At 59.7% G+C, this 21,432-nt stretch carries 13 protein-coding genes; 6 read left to right on the top strand and 7 right to left on the bottom strand.

What is annotated here, in order from left to right; all coding sequences use genetic code 11:
• Nucleotides 1–12: 12 nt before the first annotated feature.
• The 3 genes from AC1EKG_RS07280 to AC1EKG_RS07270 form a co-directional block, all read right to left on the bottom strand.
• Nucleotides 13–663, bottom strand: coding sequence for an iron transporter (locus AC1EKG_RS07280; protein ID WP_004807257.1), 651 nt, complete (start codon nucleotides 661–663; stop codon nucleotides 13–15).
• A gap of 29 nt (nucleotides 664–692) precedes the next feature.
• Nucleotides 693–2,279 (bottom strand): FTR1 family iron permease, encoded by a 1,587-nt coding sequence (locus AC1EKG_RS07275; protein ID WP_004807258.1) that lies wholly within the window; start codon nucleotides 2,277–2,279, stop codon nucleotides 693–695.
• 195 nt (nucleotides 2,280–2,474) lie between these two features.
• Complete coding sequence (locus AC1EKG_RS07270) at nucleotides 2,475–3,407, bottom strand: DUF3152 domain-containing protein (protein ID WP_004807260.1); 933 nt, start codon at nucleotides 3,405–3,407, stop codon at nucleotides 2,475–2,477.
• A gap of 249 nt (nucleotides 3,408–3,656) precedes the next feature.
• On the opposite strand from AC1EKG_RS07270, the gene ppdK reads away from it, so the two are divergent.
• The 4 genes from ppdK (at nucleotide 3,657) to AC1EKG_RS07250 (ending at nucleotide 14,048) form a co-directional block, all read left to right on the top strand.
• Nucleotides 3,657–6,362 carry a pyruvate, phosphate dikinase gene (gene ppdK / locus AC1EKG_RS07265; RefSeq protein WP_004807262.1) on the top strand — a complete coding sequence of 902 codons (2,706 nt, stop codon included), beginning with the start codon at nucleotides 3,657–3,659 and terminating at the stop codon, nucleotides 6,360–6,362.
• Between the two features lie 255 nt (nucleotides 6,363–6,617).
• Entirely contained in the window at nucleotides 6,618–9,770 is a 3,153-nt protein-coding gene (locus tag AC1EKG_RS07260) for an FG-GAP repeat protein (RefSeq protein ID WP_070425062.1), read from the top strand.
• Nucleotides 9,771–9,933: 163 nt separating this feature from the next.
• The gene (locus tag AC1EKG_RS07255) at nucleotides 9,934–12,795 is read left to right on the top strand and encodes an FAD-binding and (Fe-S)-binding domain-containing protein (RefSeq protein ID WP_065420863.1); all 2,862 of its coding nucleotides are present in this window, start codon (nucleotides 9,934–9,936) and stop codon (nucleotides 12,793–12,795) included.
• A gap of 53 nt (nucleotides 12,796–12,848) precedes the next feature.
• A complete protein-coding gene (locus AC1EKG_RS07250; protein ID WP_004807269.1) occupies nucleotides 12,849–14,048 on the top strand; it encodes a hypothetical protein in 1,200 nt (399 codons plus the stop codon).
• Here the strand turns inward: AC1EKG_RS07250 and AC1EKG_RS07245 are convergent.
• The 3 genes from AC1EKG_RS07245 to AC1EKG_RS07235 form a co-directional block, all read right to left on the bottom strand.
• Nucleotides 14,045–15,181: an alpha/beta fold hydrolase gene (locus tag AC1EKG_RS07245; RefSeq protein WP_004807272.1), complete on the bottom strand. Its 1,137-nt coding sequence runs from the start codon at nucleotides 15,179–15,181 to the stop codon at nucleotides 14,045–14,047. The genes AC1EKG_RS07250 and AC1EKG_RS07245 overlap by 4 nt on opposite strands.
• Complete coding sequence (gene metX / locus AC1EKG_RS07240) at nucleotides 15,178–16,290, bottom strand: homoserine O-acetyltransferase MetX (RefSeq protein WP_040315323.1); 1,113 nt, start codon at nucleotides 16,288–16,290, stop codon at nucleotides 15,178–15,180. The genes AC1EKG_RS07245 and metX overlap by 4 nt, the downstream gene beginning before the upstream one ends.
• 212 nt (nucleotides 16,291–16,502) lie before the next feature.
• Nucleotides 16,503–17,801 (bottom strand): O-acetylhomoserine aminocarboxypropyltransferase/cysteine synthase family protein, encoded by a 1,299-nt coding sequence (locus tag AC1EKG_RS07235; protein ID WP_004807275.1) that lies wholly within the window; start codon nucleotides 17,799–17,801, stop codon nucleotides 16,503–16,505.
• Nucleotides 17,802–18,255: 454 nt separating this feature from the next.
• Here AC1EKG_RS07235 and AC1EKG_RS07230 point away from each other — a divergent pair, with 454 nt between their 5' ends.
• A complete protein-coding gene (locus AC1EKG_RS07230) occupies nucleotides 18,256–19,635 on the top strand; it encodes a C40 family peptidase (RefSeq protein ID WP_004807277.1) in 1,380 nt (459 codons plus the stop codon).
• A gap of 35 nt (nucleotides 19,636–19,670) precedes the next feature.
• Nucleotides 19,671–20,624, top strand: a complete 954-nt coding sequence (locus AC1EKG_RS07225) for a PfkB family carbohydrate kinase (RefSeq protein WP_004807278.1) — start codon at nucleotides 19,671–19,673, stop codon at nucleotides 20,622–20,624.
• A 174-nt stretch (nucleotides 20,625–20,798) separates the two neighbouring features.
• On the opposite strand, the gene AC1EKG_RS07220 is transcribed toward AC1EKG_RS07225, so the two are convergent.
• Nucleotides 20,799–21,335, bottom strand: coding sequence for an inorganic diphosphatase (locus tag AC1EKG_RS07220; RefSeq protein ID WP_004807280.1), 537 nt, complete (start codon nucleotides 21,333–21,335; stop codon nucleotides 20,799–20,801).
• Nucleotides 21,336–21,432 lie beyond the last annotated feature (97 nt).

The raw sequence follows: 21,432 nt of genomic DNA, 5'->3' as shown, positions 1-21,432 counted from the left end.
ATCTAGATTGATTTACCACCACGGGGAGGTCGCGGGATCCCAGTGCCAATTCTTGAACTCAGCAACGATCGGCTTGGTCCAGAACCTGCCCGGAACGCCAGTTTCCTTGTCGGTGTGCAGCATCCAGCCGTTGGCCTCAGGCGATTCTACGCTGACGCGCAGGGTGTAGTCGCCGGCCTCCAGCTTAGGCAGGTTTAGGCCGTAGTGCGGGCCGTCGGAGGCGTTCATGGGCATGAAAGTGCCGTCCTGAACCTTGTTGCCGTCCTTGCCGAGGATCTCGTACTTGACGGTCAGGCCAGGAATGAAGTCACCTGCGCCGTAGCCAAGCTTGTTGTCCTTGACTGCTGCGATGTCTGCTTCAAGGTGCATGGAAGCTTCAGCAGCAGAGACACCCATCTTGGGTTCCATTTCGACGGGCTGGAAGTAGACGGCCGAGATCTTGATGGGGCCTTCGTAGACGTCATCGCCGATCGGCTGTTCCTTGAAGCCGCCCTCGTCGCCTCCATCCTTCTCCTCGTCAGCCTTGTCGTCAGCCTTCTGCGAGGTAGAGGAATCCTTAGCGGAGTCGGCACCCTTGTCATGGCCTGCCGAGCAAGCGGTCATCGAGCCCGCCAGAGCAAGCCCCGCCACCAGCGCGGTCAGACGCTTCAGAGAGGTTTTCATTTATATCTCCATGTTGTATTGAGACGGTACTATTTTGTTTCATCTAGCGCGCGTGCACGCCTCTGCTTGAGGTAGGCATACACGAACAGGCCGCCAATGATCACGAGAACTATAGCTTGTGCAAGCAGGTTCTCGACTCTGGGGTAAATTCCCAAGAGGTCTACGGTGGGCCAGCCATCAAGCGGGGTAGCAGGCAAGGCGTCTGCCTCCTGCAGTTCCTTGATGCCCGAGCCGGTGAAGGTGAACGCCATGATCGCAAGGAAAATGGAGGTCACGATGAAGAACGGGCGCAACGGGATGCGCACGCTGAAGATGCGGATGAGGGCGTAGATGATGACTAGGCAGACAACGCCCACTGCCAAGCCGATCCACACCAGGTGCATGTCGTCGCCTGCCATGGCGATAACGGGCTGGTAGAACAGGATGGTTTCTGCGCCCTCGCGGAGCACTGCCAAGAAGGCAACGAATGCCAGCGATATGAGCGAGCCGCGGGTAAGGGAAGTGTCCGTCTTGTCTTTGATGAACTTGTCCCACGCCTTCTGGTTGGATTTGCCCAACATCCAGTTAGAGACCCAGATCAGCATTGCCACGGCAACCAGTGCGGTTAGACCTTCCAGCAGCTCCTGGTTCTTGCCTGCCAGCGAGGCGAGTTCTGAGAAGGCTACTGCTAGGCCAATGGACATCAAAAGCGCGATAGCCGCGCCCATCCACACGTACTTGGTCTTGTTGGCGTGACCGGCCTTCACCAGATAGGCGATGACGGCAGCTACCACCAGGATTGCTTCCATGCCTTCGCGCAGGATCACTAGGAACGAGCCAAGGAAGATGGAAGTTGATCCGCCGGCGGACTTGCCAGAACCATCGAAGCCGTCAAGCTTGTTGGCATCTTCGATCAGCTGGGGCTTCAGCTGATCGATACGCTGGGCTACCTCGTCGGTCTTCTTTTCGGAAATAGCCTTCTTGATCAGCGAGAATTCAAGCTCGATAGAGGAAACGCGGGCGCCGTTGACGCGGGCGCCGGTCATTTTTTCAAAGCCGGTGGTCTCGTAGTGGCCGTAGTAGGCCTCGTTCACCTTGTCTTTAGCGGTGTCGGCATTGCCCTTCTTGGACTCCTTTACCGCCTGATCCAAGATGCCGTTCATGGTGGTGGCCACCTGGCCCCACTTGCCGTTGCTGACGCGCAGGTCCTTGGTCTTGACAGTGCCGCCGTCTAGCACCCTCGCGTTGTCGCTGATGTGGGATTTTAGACCGTCGATAATCCTCTTGGCCTCGGCGGTGTCGCCCTTCTTGATGGCCTGGCTGAGGGCGCCGAACTCCATGTCCGAATGGGACGCGTCTCCACCCGAGATCTTGCCGTTTACGGCAGACTCAAAGCCGGTGCGAACAAATTCGCCGTAGCGGGCCTCCTGCATGGCCTCTTTGGCGCCGTCCTTGTCGCCCTTGTCCAGGGCTTTCTGGGCCTTGTCTAGGTTGGTTCCTATTCGCTCTGCTACCTGGGTCCACTTTCCGCCCTCGTCGGCTAACGAGTTAGGAGCTAATGAGAATACTAGTAAAGCAACAAAAACTAGCAGTAGAAGACCGCGCAGTTGCGTCTTCGATGACCGCGTAGGGCTCACAGGATTTCACCTCTTATTAGATAGGATCAACAGTGCTCCATAAGGTAAGGCAACACTATCTAAGGGTGATCATAGGCATTTCAAATTACAGATCGCAAGAAAGCAAATTAGCGCAGTTTAACGTATTTTTGCGGAAAATAAGCTGTCTGTGCGCCGGCGCCCCTAAATTTTCAGATTAGGTTAGGTGGACCTAGTTTACGGCTTCGCGGTGGGGTTTACCCACCCGTTCGGAGTGCACTGGGTGACCATGCCGCCGGTCTGCTGCATCATCACTTTGGCAAGCCCGTCCTCGCGGCATTCAAAATCGTGCCCATGACCCAAAAAGTGGCCTACTTCATGCGAGACTAGATAGATTCTGTAATCGTCGTCGCTCTTACCCGCATTGCGCCACAGGTCAGCGGAGGCAGTCCACCGTTTCGCGTTGAGGGCGACGAAGTTGCCATTGTTGCAGCTGTATTCGCCATCTGTATCTAGCGGGGCACAAATGGAATCGATCAGGGTGGGCGAGCCGAGCACAATCCGCATCTGCGGGTTCTTGTCAGTGCGCGTAAACGATACTTGCCCTCCTTGGGACCAACCGCGCGGGTCGTTCAAGATCTGAAAAATCGAGTCGGCCGCCACCTGCTTGTCAATGGGGAGTCCGTCTTCGACCTCGACGCTAAAAGTGATCTGGCGGTCGGCGCTGAGGCCGGCGATAGTACCCGTTACCGCTGGGTGGGCGCCCGTACCCGACGCGGGGATGGCCTTGCCGTTCCAACCCGTGGGGACCTTATTTCCCTGTAAGTGATCCGAGGGCGTGAGGCTCATTTTGGGTCCGTCCTGAGCTTCCTTCTTCACGCTCTTCGAAATAGTGGTCGGAGGGTTGACGGAGGCTGCCCTCTTTTGCGCCGCCCCGGAATGGTTGCCCGCCAGCGCGCCAATGCCAACGCCCGCCACCAGTGTCAGCACGGCCGCAATTGGGAGGAGGCGGGGAATCGAGTGAGCGCGAGGAGCGCGGCCCGGGCGCGGGGGCGCTTTATGGGAAGTCGGCTTAGGCTTCGGCGAAGTGGCGCTACGCCGTAGACCGCTGTAAGGAGCGGGAGGAGTTCGCCGCTGCGGGGAGTGCCTTATTTCTACCTCTTCCGACATGCCCTCAGTATAGGGCTGTTATGTAAACGTGACCTAAATTCGCGACTGCGTAGCATGCCATACTACCGTTCGGTAAGGAATCGAGTGGGACGAACATCACAGAGTGGATGTGTTTGGGATGGGATGTTTATGCAGGTGAGACTGTTTGTTTTCAAAAATAGTGTCTTACGTCCCAAAGTTGCTAGAATCTACCCGGAAGAAGCGAATTGCATTTTTCATCAAAATTGAACCAATGGAGGCCAATTAACGATGGTCAAGTACGTCTACGACTTCTCTGAAGGCGACAAAGACATGAAAGACCTGCTGGGTGGCAAGGGCGCTAACCTGGCAGAAATGACGCGGCTAGGCTTGCCCGTTCCCCCGGGATTCACTATCACCACCGACGCTTGCCGCGCCTACCTGAAGGACGGCGAAGTCCCCGAATCTTTGGGTACTGAAGTAACCCGCTACCTGCGTGCAGTAGAAGACAAGCTGGGGCGCAAGCTGGGCGATGCCAAGGATCCGTTGCTGGTATCGGTCCGTTCCGGCGCAAAATTCTCGATGCCCGGCATGATGGAGACCGTCCTGGACGTTGGCCTAAACGACAAGTCGGTAGAAGGACTCGCCGAGGTAGCAGGGGATGCCCACTTCGCTTGGGATTCCTACCGCCGACTAGTGCAGATGTTCGGCAAGACAGTGCTGGACCTAGACGGGGACCTGTTCTCTGACGCCCTCGAGGCAATGAAGGAAAAGCGCGGCGTCAAGCTGGACATGGACCTCAGCACCGACGATCTGAAGGAACTGACCGAACAGTTTAAGGAGATCGTCAAGGAACAGACTGGCAAGCCCTTCCCGCAGGATCCGCGCGAACAGGTAGATCAGTGTATTGAGGCCGTGTTCCGTTCCTGGAACACCGAGCGCGCCCACATTTACCGCCGCCGCGAGCGCATCCCGCACACGCTGGGCACGGCGGTAAATATTTGCACCATGGTGTTTGGCAACATGGGCGAGACTTCCGGTACTGGTGTTTGCTTTACTCGCGACCCCTCTTCGGGGCACTCGGGCGTGTACGGCGACTACCTGATGAACGCTCAAGGCGAGGACGTGGTTGCCGGTATCCGCAATACGCACCCGCTGTCCGACCTCGAAACGCAGGACAAGAAGTCTTACGACGAGCTGCTGGGCATCATGCGTACGCTGGAGACGCACTACAAGGACATGTGTGACATCGAGTTCACCATCGAGCGCGGCAAGCTGTGGATGCTGCAGACCCGCGTGGGCAAGCGTACTGCTGCGGCGGCATTCCGGATTGCTACCCAGCTGGTAGACGAGAAGCTGATTACTAAGGACGAGGCGCTCGAGCGCGTCACCGGTGCGCAGCTGACTCAGCTGATGTTCCCGCAGTTCGACGTCAGTGCTGATCGCACCATGATCGCTAAGGGCATGGCTGCTTCGCCGGGTGCTGCCGTTGGCGGTGTCGTCTTTGATAATGACGAGGCCGAGGCATTTGCCGCCGAGGGTAAGAAGGCGATTTTGGTGCGCCGCGAGACTAACCCCGACGATCTGCCGGGCATGGTGGCGGCCGAGGGCGTACTCACCGCTCGTGGCGGAAAGACTTCGCACGCGGCAGTGGTTGCGCGCGGCATGGGCAAGACCTGTGTTTGTGGCGCCGAAGCCCTGCACATTGATGCCAAGGCGCGGGAGCTGCGCATTGGCGATAAGGTCTTCCACTCTGGCGACACCATTGCGATCGACGGCACTACCGGCGAAGTGTTTGAAGGGGAAGTGGCAGTCGAGGATTCCCCGGTTACCACTTACCTGACCCACGGTCTTGATGCCGGTCTGGAAGCTTGCAAGGGCAAGAAGGAAGACGAAGACCTGGTGCACGCGGTAGCACGCATCATGGAACATGCTGATTCGCGGCGCGCCCTGGATGTGCGTGCCAACGCGGATACTCCCGAGGACGCGCAGCGAAGCGTAGACTTCGGCGCACAGGGAATCGGCCTGTGCCGTACCGAGCACATGTTCCTTGGCAAGCGGCGCAAGCTGATTGAGCGCGCTATTCTTTCCGAGCCCAATTCGCAGGCACGCCAGGATGCCCTGGACGAACTGGAAAAGTTGCAGACTGGCGACTTTGAGCAGATGCTGCCGATCATGGATGGCAAGGCTATGACCGTGCGTCTGATTGACCCGCCGCTCCATGAATTCCTGCCTGACCTGGTCGACCTCGAAGTGAAGGTGGCCGTGGCAGAAGCGAAGGGTGAACAGTGCGAAGAAGATAAGAAGATGCTGCTGGCAGTGCGGCGCATGCACGAAGCTAACCCGATGCTGGGACTTCGTGGCGTCCGCCTCGGCCTCTACTTCGACGGCCTATTCGAACTGCAGATCCGCGCGCTCATCGGCGCTGCCGCCAGGCTAAAGAAGGAAGGCAAGGATCCGCGTCCAGAAATCATGGTGCCGCTAGTCGGGTCCGTGAACGAACTGCGCTATGTACGCGAGGAAGCCGAGAAGATCATCGCTTCCATCGAGGAGGAATACGATGTGAAACTCGATATTCCAATCGGTGCCATGATCGAGCTGCCGCGCGCCGCCCTCACTGCGGAAGCGCTTGCCGAAGAGGCCGACTTCTTCAGCTTCGGCACTAACGATCTGACCCAGACCACTTGGGGCTTCAGCCGTGACGACGTCGAGGGCGTGTTCTTCCCCGAGTATCTAGAAAAGGGCATTTTGGGTGTCTCCCCGTTCGAAACGATCGACCGCCGCGGTGTTGGCCGCATGGTCGAAATGGGTGCGCAGAACGCCCGCTCTACAAAGCCGAACATCAAGCTTGGGGTTTGTGGCGAGCACGGCGGCGACCCCGAATCGGTGCGCTTCTTCGACGAACTGGGCATGGCTTACGTGTCCTGTTCGCCGTTCCGTGTTCCGGTAGCCCGGCTCGAAGCGGGCCGCGCCACCGCAATGCGTGAACACGCCTAAATAAAAGCGCTAAAGGAGGGCGGTCCTTGCCGGGGCCGCCCTCCTTTTTGCTTTCGGCAGCTTTCGCGAGCCTTGGTCTAGTTTCGTAAACCTTGGTCGACAATGCCATGTTTCGCGTGTTCGACTTGGTTTCGTGAAGAAGCGCCAAGCCTAGCGGCACAACACCAAACATTGCGGCAGGTGCCCCAAATGCAAATAAGTAGTAGCTTAGGCTACCCTAAGTAGGTCTTATTTGTTTCTTGGAAAGGACCTTGCGTGGAATTTGCAAGATTCCGCAGGGGAAGCGCAGGCATCGCTGCCGCACTCCTTTGCGCAACCATTATCCCTGCGGCAAATGCTGCAGAGAAACCTGCAACCGGAGCAGACTCAAACCTGCCTAAGTGGTCAGCCGTAGACGGCACCCGCTTCAACGACGTGGCTCGCCGCACCGATAGGGTTACCTACCCCGACGCTGGTCACGTGCCCGCGGTAGGGTGCGATATTACCGGTGACGACCTGGCAGACATGATTTTCACCAACCCGCAAAAGCGTAAAACCTACGCGGTTCCATATATTCCGTACGGGTCTGACAATGACGAAGTAACTCGTAGTATCGAAGAACAGAATGCGGTGAAGACTGTCTCAGAAGAGGCGGAAGGGTACGGCCTTGCAGCAGCCTGCCTACCAGATTCGACTCGTCTTGCCGTGGCAGCGAAAAATAAAATCTTCATCTACAGTGCCGGACTGAAGAAGGCCGCAGAAGTCGAGGTCGCGGGCATCCGCGCCATGGCCAGCAGTGGAAATAGGTTGGCAGTAGCATCCGGACACAAGCTCTACTTCTACGATGCCACCGGCGAGCGCCAAGGAAAGCCCCTCGATCTGGGCGCAAATATTGAAGTGGTAGTTGCACTAAGTGACGGCACGTTCGCGCTCGGAATGTCTGAGGTGGGAAAAGTACAAATTGTAGAACCGCGCTCAGGCGCGATCACCATGACCGCAACTGGGGACGCAGACGCTCGTTTCGGGGCCGCCATCACCTCTACCGGTGACCTAAATGGGGACGAAGACGACGACTTGGCAATTGGCGCACCCCTGGCCAACAATGAAACCGGGGCGGTAGCACTAATTACTGACCTAAATAACGATGTCAAGGTAGACGTCACCTCGACTGATGACAGCCCGGTCACGGCAGATGGGAAATCAGTAGGGTACCTGCTGCGGGCACCATTGCGCGCTCACCTTGGGGCATCCCTCGCCTGGGTGGACGGCGGCGACAAACCCGGTGCGCTGGTGGTAGGCAAACCGGTGGACGAAGAACACACGGGCGCCCTCGTTATATCTGCGCAAGCCCTAAACAAGAACTACAACAACGGGCTCGGTATCGACGGCATTGGCGAAAAATACAAGCTGTGGCTGGCCGGTGGTGACGAAAAAGATGATGCAGGAGTGGAAGTGGGCGTGATGCCCCGCCGCGGAGAAGACACTCTAAACGGTATCTTCACAGTGAACTCCACTGGCAAAGTGGACGTGTGGACCATCGATCTGACTCATCAGGGCGAACCGAAGAAACAAAAGATAGACCCGCCATATCCGGCGCCGGAGCCCGAAAAGCGCGAATCGGCCGTGCAATCGCTAGATACGCCAGAGAAGAAAATCTGGAAGGGAGAGTTCTCTTCCGGTCTTGGCTCGTCGCTGGTCAAGGGCCAATGCGACGTGACCGGTGACGGCAAGGCAGACATTATCGCTGGCATGCCTACCCGTTCGGAATGGAAATTTGACCCCTTCTATCTGGACTCGACCTCGACCCATGGATGGCTTCCCAATGTAACTGGCGGAGTGCAAATCATTCCCGGTGGCACCAAGGGCAAAGACGTGCCGGCAGCAGACACGATCGCGCTTAACGGTCCGAAAGAGACAACCGACCCCGGCACGGATTCTTCTGTTGGATTGTCGGTAGCCTGCCTTGGCGACACGAATGGTGATGGTATCGCCGACCTGGCGGTCAACTCGCACACGATGGCACGAGCCTGGGTCATCTACGGCGGGCCTCACCTTGCCAAAGTGGACCTGAACAACCTGCATCCGGATCAGGGGTGGTGGATTGATCTGCCCGAATATGGTTCCTCTCCGGTGCAAATATCCAGGGCCGGCGATGTGAACGAGGACGGATTGGCCGACATTGCCGTAACGCTAGGCGACGCCAATCTAGCCAGGGGCGAGAAGGGGCACAAGGGCGCCCTCTACATTTTTGCGGGCAAGAAGCATGCGGCCAATGTGGATATGAAAAAGATGACCCCGCCCGAGGGCGCGGTAGTGAGAACCGTCTTTGCTCCCGAAGGGCATTTCCTTAGCCAGTCCGTTCCCGTCGGCGACGTAAACGGTGACGGTGTGGTCGACTGGGTGTTGACGGACTTCCAAGCTGAGCAAGGCGGTGGCATATATCCGGGCAAAGCTTGGTTGGTCTACGGGTCTACCGAGAAGGAGGTGCAAGTTGCCCCCGGTAATTCCTTTGAGCTGACCATGTCTCCTGATGCGTCGCACCGGCTAGGCGCGGGAGCCTCGGTGGCGCCCGTTGGCGATGTGAACTCCGATGGTTACAACGATTTTGTCATTGGCTACGATGGCGGCCAGATTATGCACCAAAGCGAGGGCGGGCTGCTACTTGTTTACGGGCACAAGGGACAACGCACGAAGGTGAGCGTTTCCGTTGCAGATGGTGCTCGAAATGAGGGCGTACGAGTGGTGCGCGGTCCGGCAAAAAACAGCGGTTTCGGCTGGGCAGTAGATGCCCTCCCGGGGAAGAAGAAGGCGCTCATTGCGGTCGGTGCCCCCACCATGGAAAAGGATGGACGCGTTTTCCTCTTTGACACTTCGGTGTTTAAAGAGACTCCGACCACTCTGCCGGAATCGGTGAGCGTGATTCGCTCCCCCGGCGAGCAGGCACGCTTCGGGCGCGCCCTCGCCTTTGTAGGCAACGTGCTAGAGGGGCCAACCCTTGCCATTGGTGCGGACGGGGTCATTTCGGAAGAGGGCGAAGGCCGCGAAGGGTTTGCCAATTCAGCGCATGTGCTGGCAATGCGCATAAACCCGTGGGAGGAAGAGGAGTCCTCTGACTCTTCGGAAAGCTCGGAGCCGGCAGATGCCGAAAAACCTGCAGAAACCGATCAGGAAGGTAAGGGCCATCTTCCCGCCGGTGCAGAGCAGGCAGACGAAAGTAAGAATGATGCTGCTCCCAAGCAAACCGGCGGCAACAAGCTAGGTGCTGTGAACACTCATGCGCAGGAGAGAAGGCCAGGCGTGGGGAGTACTGTCATAGTAAAACAGGGGCAGCTAGCTCATTCGGGCAGTGTCGCGTTACTGGCTGGTGCGATGGCGCTAACGCTGCTTGCTGTAGGGACGGGAATATACATGCTAAGGCGAGAGCACTGATTTGGCCTGTGTGGGTGTAGTCGAGGGCGGCTTAAGCCGCCCTCGACTACATTCTCGAAGAATACGGGTGATGCAGGTGGAACAAAACTGGTTGGTAGTGCAACATTGGGGCCACAAACAGTGAGAGCATTGAAACATGGGATCATCGGGGACGGCGCAGGCAATGGCACAGCATCTGCCAGTCCAAATGCGCTCGCAATTGGACACTAGTCGGCTTACGCGCGGCATGTACTCGACCGATGCCGGCATCTACCGGGTTATTCCCGCAGCCGTCTATTTTCCCCGCAACAAGCAAGAAGCCATCGCTGGAATAAAAGCCGCCCTGAAAGCAAAACTGCCATTGACCAGCAGGGGAGCGGGCACTTCCTGTGCCGGCAACGCCATAGGGCCCGGAGTGGTAATCGACTTTAACAAGCACATGAACCAGGTGCTGGATATTGATCCGCAACGGTGCACCGCCCGCGTGCAACCAGGATGTGTAGAAGCAACGTTGCAGGCGCGTGCCGCCCAATACGGATTGCGTTTTGGGCCTGATCCCTCTAGCCAGAACCGGTGCACTATCGGCGGAATGGTAGGAAATAACGCCTGCGGGCCGCATGCAACAGCGTGGGGCAGGACGGCGGTAAACATTGTGTCGCTGGAGTGCGTGGACGGGGTTGGCAATATCTTTACTGCCCGAAACGACTCGCTCGCCCCGCGAGAAGACTTGCAAGCGCTGATTGACCAGAACCTGGCCACCATCCGCAAGGAATTCGGTAAATTCTCTAGGCAAGTCTCGGGTTACCAATTGGATATGGCCCTACCAGAATCGGGGCGGAATCTGGCCGGGTTTTTGGCGGGTAGCGAGGGCACTCTGGTGACTGTACTCGAAATAGAAGTAAAACTTGTGCCCATACCTGCTTCTCCGGTGCTCATGGCGTTGGGCTATGCGGACATGATCGAAGCGGCCAGGGACGTTCCCACCGTGTTGGCGTTTCGGCCTCTTTCTGTCGAGGGGCTCGACCGCAACCTGGTAGAGGTAGTCAAACAAAACCGCGGCCAGGTTCCCGCACTGCCCAAGGGCGGCGGCTGGCTAATGTGCGAAGTGTCGGCAGCAGATGAGCCGCAATCTTTAGCACTGGCGAAAAAAATAGCCGGCGCCGCGCACACGGATCAGGTAGCCATCTATCCTCCCGGCGAGGACGCAGCCGCCCTCTGGCGCATCAGGGCCGACGGGGCCGGCCTGGGCGGGCGCACCCCAATTGTCCGAGACGAGCATGGCAACGTAACTGGCGGCGAGCAGGCGTGGGCAGGTTTTGAAGATGCTGCCGTCCCTCCGCAAAAATTAGCCGACTACTTAGAAGACTTCACCACCTGTATGAACAGGCGCGGCATCAACGGCCTCCTCTACGGGCACTTCGGGGACGGCTGCGTGCACGTGCGCCTAGACTTTCCCCTGACCGAGCCGCAAGGCGTCGCCCGTACCCGCGCCTTCTTAGAAGAAGCAGCGGACATCGTTGCCCGACACGGCGGTTCCATCTCGGGCGAGCACGGGGACGGGAGGGCCCGCTCAGAACTGCTCGCCCGCATGTATTCGCCCTCGGCGCTAGCACTATTTAGCCAGGTAAAAGGCATCTTTGACCCGGATGGGTTACTAAATCCCGGCGTGCTGGTAGATCCCGAACCGATAGATGCACACCTACGCCGCCCAGCAGCAAAAGCCATTCCTGCTCGCGGCGGATATGCTTTCGGCGCCGACCACGGCGACTTCACCACCGCAGTGCACCGCTGCACCGGCATTGGCAAATGTCGAGCCCAAAGCAAAGGCGTATTCATGTGCCCGTCCTATGCTGCTACCGGCAACGAAAAGGACTCCACTCGCGGGCGGGCTCGCATCCTAGAAGAAGCGGCAAACGGAAACCTGATTGAATCCTTCGCTTCCCCAGAAGTACTGGAAGTGCTCGACCTGTGTCTGGCCTGCAAAGCCTGCAGCGCCGACTGCCCAGCCGGGGTGGACATGGCAAAATATCGCAGCGAGGCCTACTACCGCATTTACCGAGGGCGACTTCGCCCACCCAGCCACTACCTGCTGGGCGCCCTCCCAAGGTGGGTGGGGCTGGCAACGCGCCTGCCCGGCCTCGCTAAAGTCATAAACGCCGCGATGGCCACCCCGCTACGTAAAATCGCCTTCAAAGTTGCCGGCCTAGATACGCGCCGGCAAGCACCCCGCCTAGTCACTGAACGATTCAGCAAATGGGCAAAGCGGGTAGGAATAGAGCAGGCGCTCGCGGGAGCGCGCCCGCAGGATAGGTACGTCGCACTCTGGGCAGACTCCTTCAGTGAAACACTCGATTCGGTGGGCGCAAAGGCCACTGTGAAGGTTCTGCACGAGGCCGGATACAAGGTGCTGCTCGCGCCCCCTAGCTGCTGCGGGCTGACTTGGATTTCCACGGGGCAGCTTCCCGCTGCAAAGAAGCGCCTCCGCCAGCTGCTAGAAAACCTGGCCCCACTGGCCGCAGCGGGGATCCCGATCGTAGGGGTGGAACCGTCCTGCAGTGCCGTCCTCCGCGACGATCTTCCAGAACTACTGCACCAGGACAGGCGGGCGCACCTGGTGGCGAAGAACGTTTACACATTGGCAGAACTGCTTAGCACTCCCGCGCCCATAGGCCCAACTAACTGGAAGCTACCTGACTTGCACGGCCTAAAGGTGGTTGCTCAGCCACACTGCCACCACTATTCGGTGATGGGGTGGCAGCGGGATCGGCAGCTGCTGCGCCGCGCTGGAGCCCAGGTGATAGAGGTTTCTGGCTGCTGCGGGCTGGCAGGAAACTTCGGCATGGAAAAGGGTCACTACGACGTGTCGGTAAAGGTGGCAGAAAACGACCTGCTGCCCTCGCTGAGGGCGAACCCCGATGCGGTGTTGTTAGCCGACGGATTCTCTTGCCGCACGCAGGCGCTGCAACTGGCGGGACGCAAAGGTATACACCTGGCTACGCTGCTTGCAAACGGAAGCGCACACCCCGAAACAACTGCACTAAACTGAGCTGATCCGTGGAAGAATAGAAGACACGTGTGCCAGCAGCAGGAGGAACGATAATGCCACTTTTTGAACTTGATCAGGGCCGGCTAGTCCCAGCACAGTTCGGTCGTCCCGTGGAACGCGGATTTAGTGCAGATGTTCTGGAGTCCGTGCGGGCACAAGTCCTAGAAGTGATATCCCGTCCCCTGTTTCCCGTTGCCTGGGATCATGACGAGGCCGACGAGGTTTCCGGCCCGCACCGCCTTACCGCCCTGGACGCGTCCGGGCAGGTAGTGGCCGTGGAAGTGCTGGGCCGTCTGGATGCCATTTCTCTTATTGCGGCACTGTCTAGGTTGGGCGACATCTCCTCGATGGGGTGGCTGGACCTTGCCCACATGTATCCCGGTGGGGCCGAACGTTTCCGTTCCGGTTGGACCGAGTTCCGCGAATCCATGCCCCCGGATGCCAAGCCGGGCCCACGCATGATCATTGTTGCTGCGGACATCGACCCCTCTGTGCGCCCCTCCCTGGACGTACTCTTCTCCTCGGGCCTAGAGGTACACGAGATCGCAATGCGCGCCATGGCGAACGGGCGCCGCTTCCTAGACGTGCAACCGGTTGGGCCTAGCTACTGGTCGCCGAACCCGGCACTGATGCGCGCCCGGCATTCGCGCCGCCCTCGACTGTCGCAGTATTCAACAGACGATGGTCGTATCGAAGGCCCATCCGCTCCCGGGTCCACGGCCCCCGAGCCGCAGCAGGACGAATCGGATGTACCCGCGCAGCCGGCCGCCCCCAAGGTGGAAGAACAGCAGATGCGTTCCCCGAAACAGGAGGATCGCATTGTTGGTGGCATCCATTACCCGCAGGTCTACGCGGTGGGTGACACGGTGGTGGCCCAGGGCTTCGACAAGAAGCAAGAAGAGGAACCGCCGGCTACTACCGGCGAACACGAGGCCGTGCAAAAAGAGGTCCCGGCGGTGCTTGGACACGACGCCGAAGGGCTGGCAGCTATTGCTTCCGTGCTGGGTTCTGACACCCCAATCGTGGCGGTGGGAGCCGATTCGTTCAAGGAAGCTACTTTGCTGGCAGGTGGGCAGATCAGCTACAACGGCGGCCAGCAGACCACCGATGCTGATCAGGCAATTGAAGAACTGCTGGGTATCAGCGCCGACGGCTGGGTACACTTCCGCCTAGGCCACGCGGAAGGCCCGTCTTTGGCCGAAGCAATCCTCGAGATAAATGAGGAGATTGACCGCGAATCCAAGGCCCGCTAGGGGCAAATCTGGGTGCAGGCCGCCTCGCCTAATATCGAGGGCGGGTTGGCGGCCTGCGGCAGAGCCATAGGCAGCCAGGCGTGGAAGGAAGCCCACGCGCTCTGGCGCACGTCCGGGTCAGACAAGATTACGTCGTGCAGCGATTCAAACCGGCGCAAGGTTACGTTGGTAGAAAGCTTGTGCGCGGTAGCAGCTACCTTGTCCGCATCCAAGACGGCATCGCGGCGGCGGGCCAGTAGGTTCCATTTGCCGCCAAAAGATCCCACAGATGCCCACACCAGGGTCGGGCAAGTAAGCTGCAATCCCTTAGCTATCTCCGTGTGCCCAGCTAGGATGGCCTGGAGCCAGCCCGGCCTGATGGGGGCAGATTTAGACGTCTTCCACTGCGGGATCAGATTCCAGCCGCGCACGGAAGGATCCTCCCTCCACGGACGCAAGTAGTCCGGAAGAGGCCCGTCCTCGCTGTCCCAACCCGCCAGCGAGCGGGCGTAGATGTTTTCGCCCTCGGGCATGGGCACCACCTGGCGGGGGGCCCGCCAAGACCACGCGCGCACCAGTGGGGTAACCACCGTTTTCGAAGTGTTGTCGTACTGCCAGGTGATCCAAGGCGAATTTAGGAGCAGGGCAGAAACCTGGTCGCGGTGCCGGTTCGCCCACAGCGCCGCCGACAATCCGCCGGTGGAGTGGCCCATCAGGAGTAAAGGCAGGTGGGGGTGTTCCGAGCGAATCAGCCGCAGCGCCGCATCCAAATCCTCGTCGTAAGTGTCTAGCGAATCGACATACCCGAAGGACTGGTACAGCCGCCACGACCTGCCGTACTTGCGCAGGTCGATCGCGTAGAAAGCGCCCCCCGCAGCGGCCACGTGGCGGGCCTGCTCGCGCTGGAAAAAGTAGTCATTCCACCCGTGAATGTAGAGCGCCACGAACCCCGGTTCTTTAGGAGTACCCGCGATGGCCTGGGGATCGGCCTCGGCGCGGTGCGCGACCAGGGTAGCCATGACGGGCCCCTCGGAATCGGCATGCAAAGAGAGCGTTTGCGCCTCGAATCCGGGCCCTAAAATGTCGGGGCCCCACTTGCCTTGCGGCGGTGCCTCATCGGGGACTTCCGTGGGCAGAGGGCGAAAATCGGTCATTCTAGTTCTTCCATAAACTCCGCGAGGATGGCATTGACTTGGGCAAATTCTATCAAGAAGCCGTCGTGGCCAAAGGGGGTGTGAATCTGGGCGAAGCGGCCACCCGGAAGTGCCTTCGCCATCTTTTCGCAGTCGCGGGCGTAGAACAGCCGATCCGAATTTACTCCAACCACTAAGGCTGGTCCGGAAAAACGAGCGAGCGCTTCGGCCACGCCGCCCCGTCCTCGGCCCACGTCGTGGGTGATCATTGCCTTAGAGAGGATCCGGTAGCTGCCCGCATCAAAGCGGGCCGCCAATTTGCGGGCGTGGTAGTCCAAATAGGACTGCACCGCTAATCTACCGCCGGCCAGTGGTTCCTCGTCGCCCTGGCGGTTTCGCCCGAATCGCTCGTCCAGTTCCAGTGGGGTGCGGTAGGTGGTATGGGCGATCTCGCGCGCAAGCCCTAACCCGCGCACCGGTCCTTCGTCGCTGTGGTAGTAGTCGCCACCGTTGAAATGCGGATCCAGCTCGATGGCGGCAATCTGCGCGTGGGCCCATGCCGCCTGCTCGGCGGTGGTGCATGCTGCCGTTGCCACCAAGATCAGCGTGCGGGTCCGTTCCGGGTAGGTGACAGCCCATTCGACTGCCCGATGCCCGCCCGCAGAAGGGCCCACGATAGCTGCGAACTGGTCAATGCCCAGCAGATCTGCCAAGCGGGCCTCCGCCCTGACCATGTCGCGCGTGGACAGCTGCGGGAAACGCGACCCCCACTCGCGCCCATCCGGGGCTAGCGAGGAAGGACCGGTAGAACCCATGCACCCGCCCAGCACGTTTGGTGCCACGATGAAGTACTTGTCGGTATCGAGCGGGAGCTTCGGCCCCACCGCCTGCGCCCACCAGCCGGGAGTGGGTTGACCCGGCCCGGCTGGGCCGGCGACGTGGGAATCCCCAGTCAGAGCGTGAAGGATCAAAATGGCGTTGTTCCTGGCCGGGTTTAACTTGCCCCACGTTTCATAGGCAAGACGAACCGCGGGCAGCTTCCCGCCGCCCTCTAAAGGCAGCGGCCCTAATTCGGCGTACATGCGGGGGCCGCGAGCCTCGTCCTCGCGCCAAGCCCCGGTTACAGGCAGAGCGTCGCCCTTGGCAACGGCGGAAGCATCAGTTGCTGGTGCGCTGGCCCAGTCACCTTTGGGGGGTTTCAGTAAAGAAGCAAAGGGGAGGGGAGTGTTGGTTCTGGAAATGCCGGGAGCTGCCCGGTCGGATGCACCGTGCCGGGCAGCTCTTTGGGCAAGCACCGTAAGGGGTGGAAGGTCATCCCACCCCTTACAACACGCCTCGTTGCTCACAGGCCCACAGCCTTGAACGCGGTTTCGAGGGCGTCGATCAGGTCTTCGACGTTTTCGATGCCAACCGCAAGTCGGATCGTGCCGCCGGTGATGCCGGCCTTCTTCAGCCCTTCCTCTTCCAACTGCGAGTGGGTGGTGGAGGCAGGGTGGGCTACTAGCGAACGCACGTCGCCGATGTTTGCCAGGTTCGAGAAGAGCGGCAGGTTGTCGACGAACTTCTCGCCTACCTCGCGGCCACCGGTGATGTCGAAGCTGACCAGGGCGCCCGCACCGCGCGGGGTGTACTTCTTGGCGAGCTCGTAGTAGGGGCTCGACTCCAGGCCGGAGTAGCTGATCGCGTCCACGCCGCGGCCCTCGTTCTTGCGCTTTTCTAGGTACTGCGCGATCTTGAGGGCGTTGTCCACGTGCCGTTCAATGCGCAGCGAGAGCGTTTCGATGCCCTGTTCAATTAGGAAGGCATTGAACGGGGAGGCGCTGAAGCCTAGATCTCGCAACCCCTGGGCGCGTGCCTTCAGGATGAAGGCCTGATTGCCCAGGTCGGGGCCGTAGGTGAGGCCGTGGTATGACGGGTCGGGCTGGTTGAACTGGACGAAGCGTTCCGGTTCCTTGGTCCAATCGAAGTTGCCCGAATCGACGATGACGCCTAGCACGGAGGTGCCGTGTCCGCCCAGGTACTTCGTGGCCGAGTGCACCACAATGTCTGCACCCCATTCGATCGGACGCAGCAGGTACGGGGTCGGCACGGTGTTGTCGACGATTAGCGGTACGCCAACTTCGTGCGCCGCCTTGGCTAGCGGTTCTAGATCCAGAATGTCTCCGGCCGGGTTGGGAATGGTTTCCCCATAGAAAGCCACGGTGCGTTCGTCAGCGAGGGCCTTCCACGATTCGATGTCGTGGGGATCTTCGACCAGGCGGGTCTCGATACCGTACTTGGGCAGGGTGTGTACGAACAGGTTCGTGGTGCCGCCATATAGCGAGGGCGAAGCCACAATGTTGTCTCCGGCCTGGGCGATCGTCAGAATCGACAGGCTGATTGCGCCCGCGCCAGAAGACGTGAGCAGGGCGCCGACGCCGCCCTCCAGAGTTGCCAGTCGTGCCTCGACCACATCCCAGGTGGGGTTCGTCAGGCGCGAGTAGATGGGGCCTTGATCTTTGAGGGCGAAGCGGTCAGCCGCCTGCTGGGCGGACTCGAACACGTAAGAGGTGGTCTGGTAGATCGGCAACGCCCTCGCCCCGGTGGTGGGGTCGGGCTGCTGGCCGGCGTGGATCTGGTTAGTTTCAAAATTCCAAGACATGAGGGTTCCTTATAGGTTCAGATGGTATTAGGGGCCCCATGAAAATACAGAAAAGCCGTGCAAGGCCCCTTGAGGACTGCACGGCAGACACGATGTATGGCTTCTTGAGCTTTGGCTGACGCGCAGTCAGCTGAACATTCGTGTAAACATGCCAAAACCATACACCGACCGTGATCGGGGATGGCAAGTCCAATTCGGAAAATGTCCGAGCTGTGGGATTTACGCATGAATTTTTGGGGTGATGCTGCGGAAGAGGTGTCTGTGCAAATTAAGGAAGAGTTCCCCCTCCTCGGCGTGTTGAGTGGAAGTTGACTTATAAAAGCTAGCCAAAGCTTGGCCAGCCAGTGTATGTTGTTACTGTGAAAATTGTTGTTGCTGTGTAACGTGTGGCTAGTGTGTCTAATGAGTCGCACCATTCTGGGCTGCAACAACACCCTTTTTCAGGAGACGAAACGTGAGTTCAAAGAAATTCTCTTTGCGCGGGCGCGCACTTGTAAGCAGCCTGATCATAGGCGGAATCGCGCTGTCCGGACTAGGCGGTACCTTCGCCCTGGCTGCGCCCTCGGATGACGACATTGCCCGGGCAAAGCAGGCCGAAAAGGCGGCGGCAGGATCGGTCGCTGACATCGAAGTAAAGCTGGCACAGAACACTGCCAAGTCAGAAGAGGCACTAACTGCGGCTCAGCGTGCAGGCGAACGCTTCGCCCAGGCGTCTGTGAAGGCGGATGCGGCTTCAAGGGCGGCAGATAAGGCCCGCAAGGACGCCGACCAAGCCAAGAAGAAGGTAGAAGAAGCCCGCAAGTCCCTAGGGGATGTGGCCACCACCGTTTACCGGCAGTCCGGTTCACTCTCGTCTGCGGTGCCCTACCTAAATGCCGACGGGCTCGAAACTATTGAAATGCGCCGCGTTGCCATCGAACTATTCGGTGGTAAGGCCGATCAGAAGATGCAGACCTTCTCGGCCATGCAGCAGGTCGCCAACGTCATTGAAGAGCGCGCTACGAAGGCGGAAGCCACCCAGAAGGCCGCCGCCTCCGCAATGGAATCGCGCGCGAGTGCTGCCCAGCAGGCTGCAAGTGCCGCCGAAGCTGCCCAGCGTTCCACCGCGCAGCGCCGCAGTGAGCTCATTGCTCAGCTGGCTGCTGCCCGCGGTACTACCAAGGAACTGGAAACCAAGAGGCAGGAAGAGCTAGAACGCCAGCGGCGCGCCCGCGAGGCAGAAGCCGCCCGCCGCGCCCTGGCCACTCAACGGGCGCAAGAGGAAGCGCGTCGCAAGGCTGCCGAAGCGGCGGCCGCTCAGCAGGCGGAAGCGCAGCGACAGGCAGCAGCCCAGGCGCAGGCCCAAGCTCAGGCGCAGGCTCAGGCGAACGATTCCAGTGCCGAGGACGAAACTCCCGCACCCGCACCCGCTCCCGCACCTGCTCCCGCACCGGCCCCGGCCCCAGCTCCCGCTCCCTCGGGTGGCGGCGGCAATGCCGTGGTAGCTGCAGCAGCTAGCCAGATTGGCGTTCCCTACGTGTGGGGTGGTGCGGCACGGTATGCGGGCCTGGATTGCTCTGGCCTGTCCATGACTTCGTGGGCTCAAGTGGGTGTCGACCTGCCGCGTACTGCCGAGCAGCAGTACCTGTGGGGCGTAAATTCCGGACGCGGTGTCTCAATCAATAACCTTCGCGCTGGTGACTTGGTATTCTGGGGCGATGCAAGCGGCGTCTACCACGTGGCGGTTTATGCCGGGGGCGGGGAAATTATTGAAGCCCCTTATCCCGGAGCTACAGTGAGGCGAACCGGCCTGTACTATGGCAACTTGATGGCGCTTGGGGTTCGCCCAGCGTAGTCGCCACAAATCGTCTTGCCCGCTAAGGAGGAAAAATGACTGCAAGTCCGCGCGTGCTGTGCGTCGGAGAGGCCCTGATGGACCGCATCGAACGCGACGGTTCCGCAAAGGAATACGTGGGCGGATCGCTGCTGAATGTGGCCCGCGGAATCGCCCAGCTGGGCCATGACACGACCTTGGCCTCGTGGTGGGGCGAGGACGAGCGGGGCCAGCAGCTGGCCAAGGCGCTAGCCGAGGGCGACGTGCATGTCTTGCCAGGTACTTCGGGTGCAGATCACACCACCGTGGCCTACGCGCACGTCGATTCTGAGGGGCGCGCTACCTACGAGTTCGATCTGTTGTGGGACCTGCCGGAACAGGCTCGTACCGACACTTACGATCACCTGCACACCGGCTCGTTTGCGGCAACGGTGGAACCGGGTGGCAAGAAGGTGCTGCGGCTGGTGAAGGAAGCGGCTCTTACCGGGACTGTTTCCTACGATCCGAACATTAGGCCGTCCGTGATGGGTAGCCCGGAACAGGTGCGCAGCCGGATTGAAGAGATCATTTCCTTCTGCGACATTGTGAAGGCCTCCGACGAGGATATTTCCTGGCTATACCCTGACCGCGCGGTGGAAGATGTCATGCGCTCCTGGCTGGCCATGGGGCCCGCCATGGTCATTACGACTCGTGGCCCGTGGGGTGCTTACGCACGGCTAGCCGGCGAACGCGACATGCTGGTCATTGACCCGTTGAATGTGGAACTGGGTGACACCGTGGGCGCCGGTGATTCCTTCATGGCCGGGCTGATCTCGGCACTGCTGGATGCCGGTCTTGCCGGTAGTGGGCAGGCTCGCAGGAAGCTGCGCGAGGCAAAGTGGGCGGATGTGCTTTCCGCGCTGCACCGCGCCACCGTCACCTCGGGCCTGACCGTTTCCAAGCTTGGCGCTTTCTCTCCGAACCGCGCCGACGTAGCTCGGGTAACTGACGGGCATCCGGAATTGAAGTAGGACTTTCCCATCTCATGCCCCTTTGGCGGCCACTCGGCCCCAAAGGGGCTCCCCATTTAAGACGCCTCTTCCCTTGACACCAGCTCGAAGACGCCAGCTTGAGGGCGGCCGGTGGGCGGGGAAAAGAAATGGTCCACGCCGGCGGCGTGGACCAAAACTCTTTTTAGGTGAAGCTTACTGCTCGGGCTCGATCACCGGAACCGGATTTACTGCGTGCCCGCCGGCAGCAATGCGATCCTGTTCGCGCTTGATAGAGACGCGAATTTCTTCTTCCGCCTCTTCGCGGCCAACCCAGTGTGCGCCCTCGACCGATTTGCCGGGTTCTAGATCCTTGTACACCTCGAAGAAGTGCTGGATTTCCAGGCGGTGGAACTCAGAGACGTCCTCGAGCTCGGTACGCCATGCCATGCGCTGATCAGCGGTGGGAACTGCAACAACCTTGTCGTCGCCGCCCTTCTCGTCGCGCATGCGGAACATTCCCAAGGCACGGCAGCGGATGACGCAGCCGGGGAAAGTTGGCTCTTCAAGAAGCACCAGAACGTCGAGCGGGTCGCCGTCCTCGCCTAGCGTGCCGTCGATAAACCCGTAATCGTCTGGGTAACGGGTAGAAGTGAACAGCATACGGTCCAAGCGGATGCGACCAGTTTCGTGGTCGACCTCGTACTTGTTCCTATTCCCTTTCGGGATTTCGATGGTTACATCAAACTCCATTTAAGAGCCCTTTCAACAGTTGGGTCGATGCGATAATAACCCAATGGTACCGGTACAGTTAGACTGGTCGTTACACAAAACAGGACTGTGAGGCGGA

It is taken from the genome of Winkia sp. C0117E2, from assembly GCF_056590455.1.
Note: the sequence above shows the minus strand (reverse complement) of the source record. Positions and strands in the feature narration are given on the sequence as shown.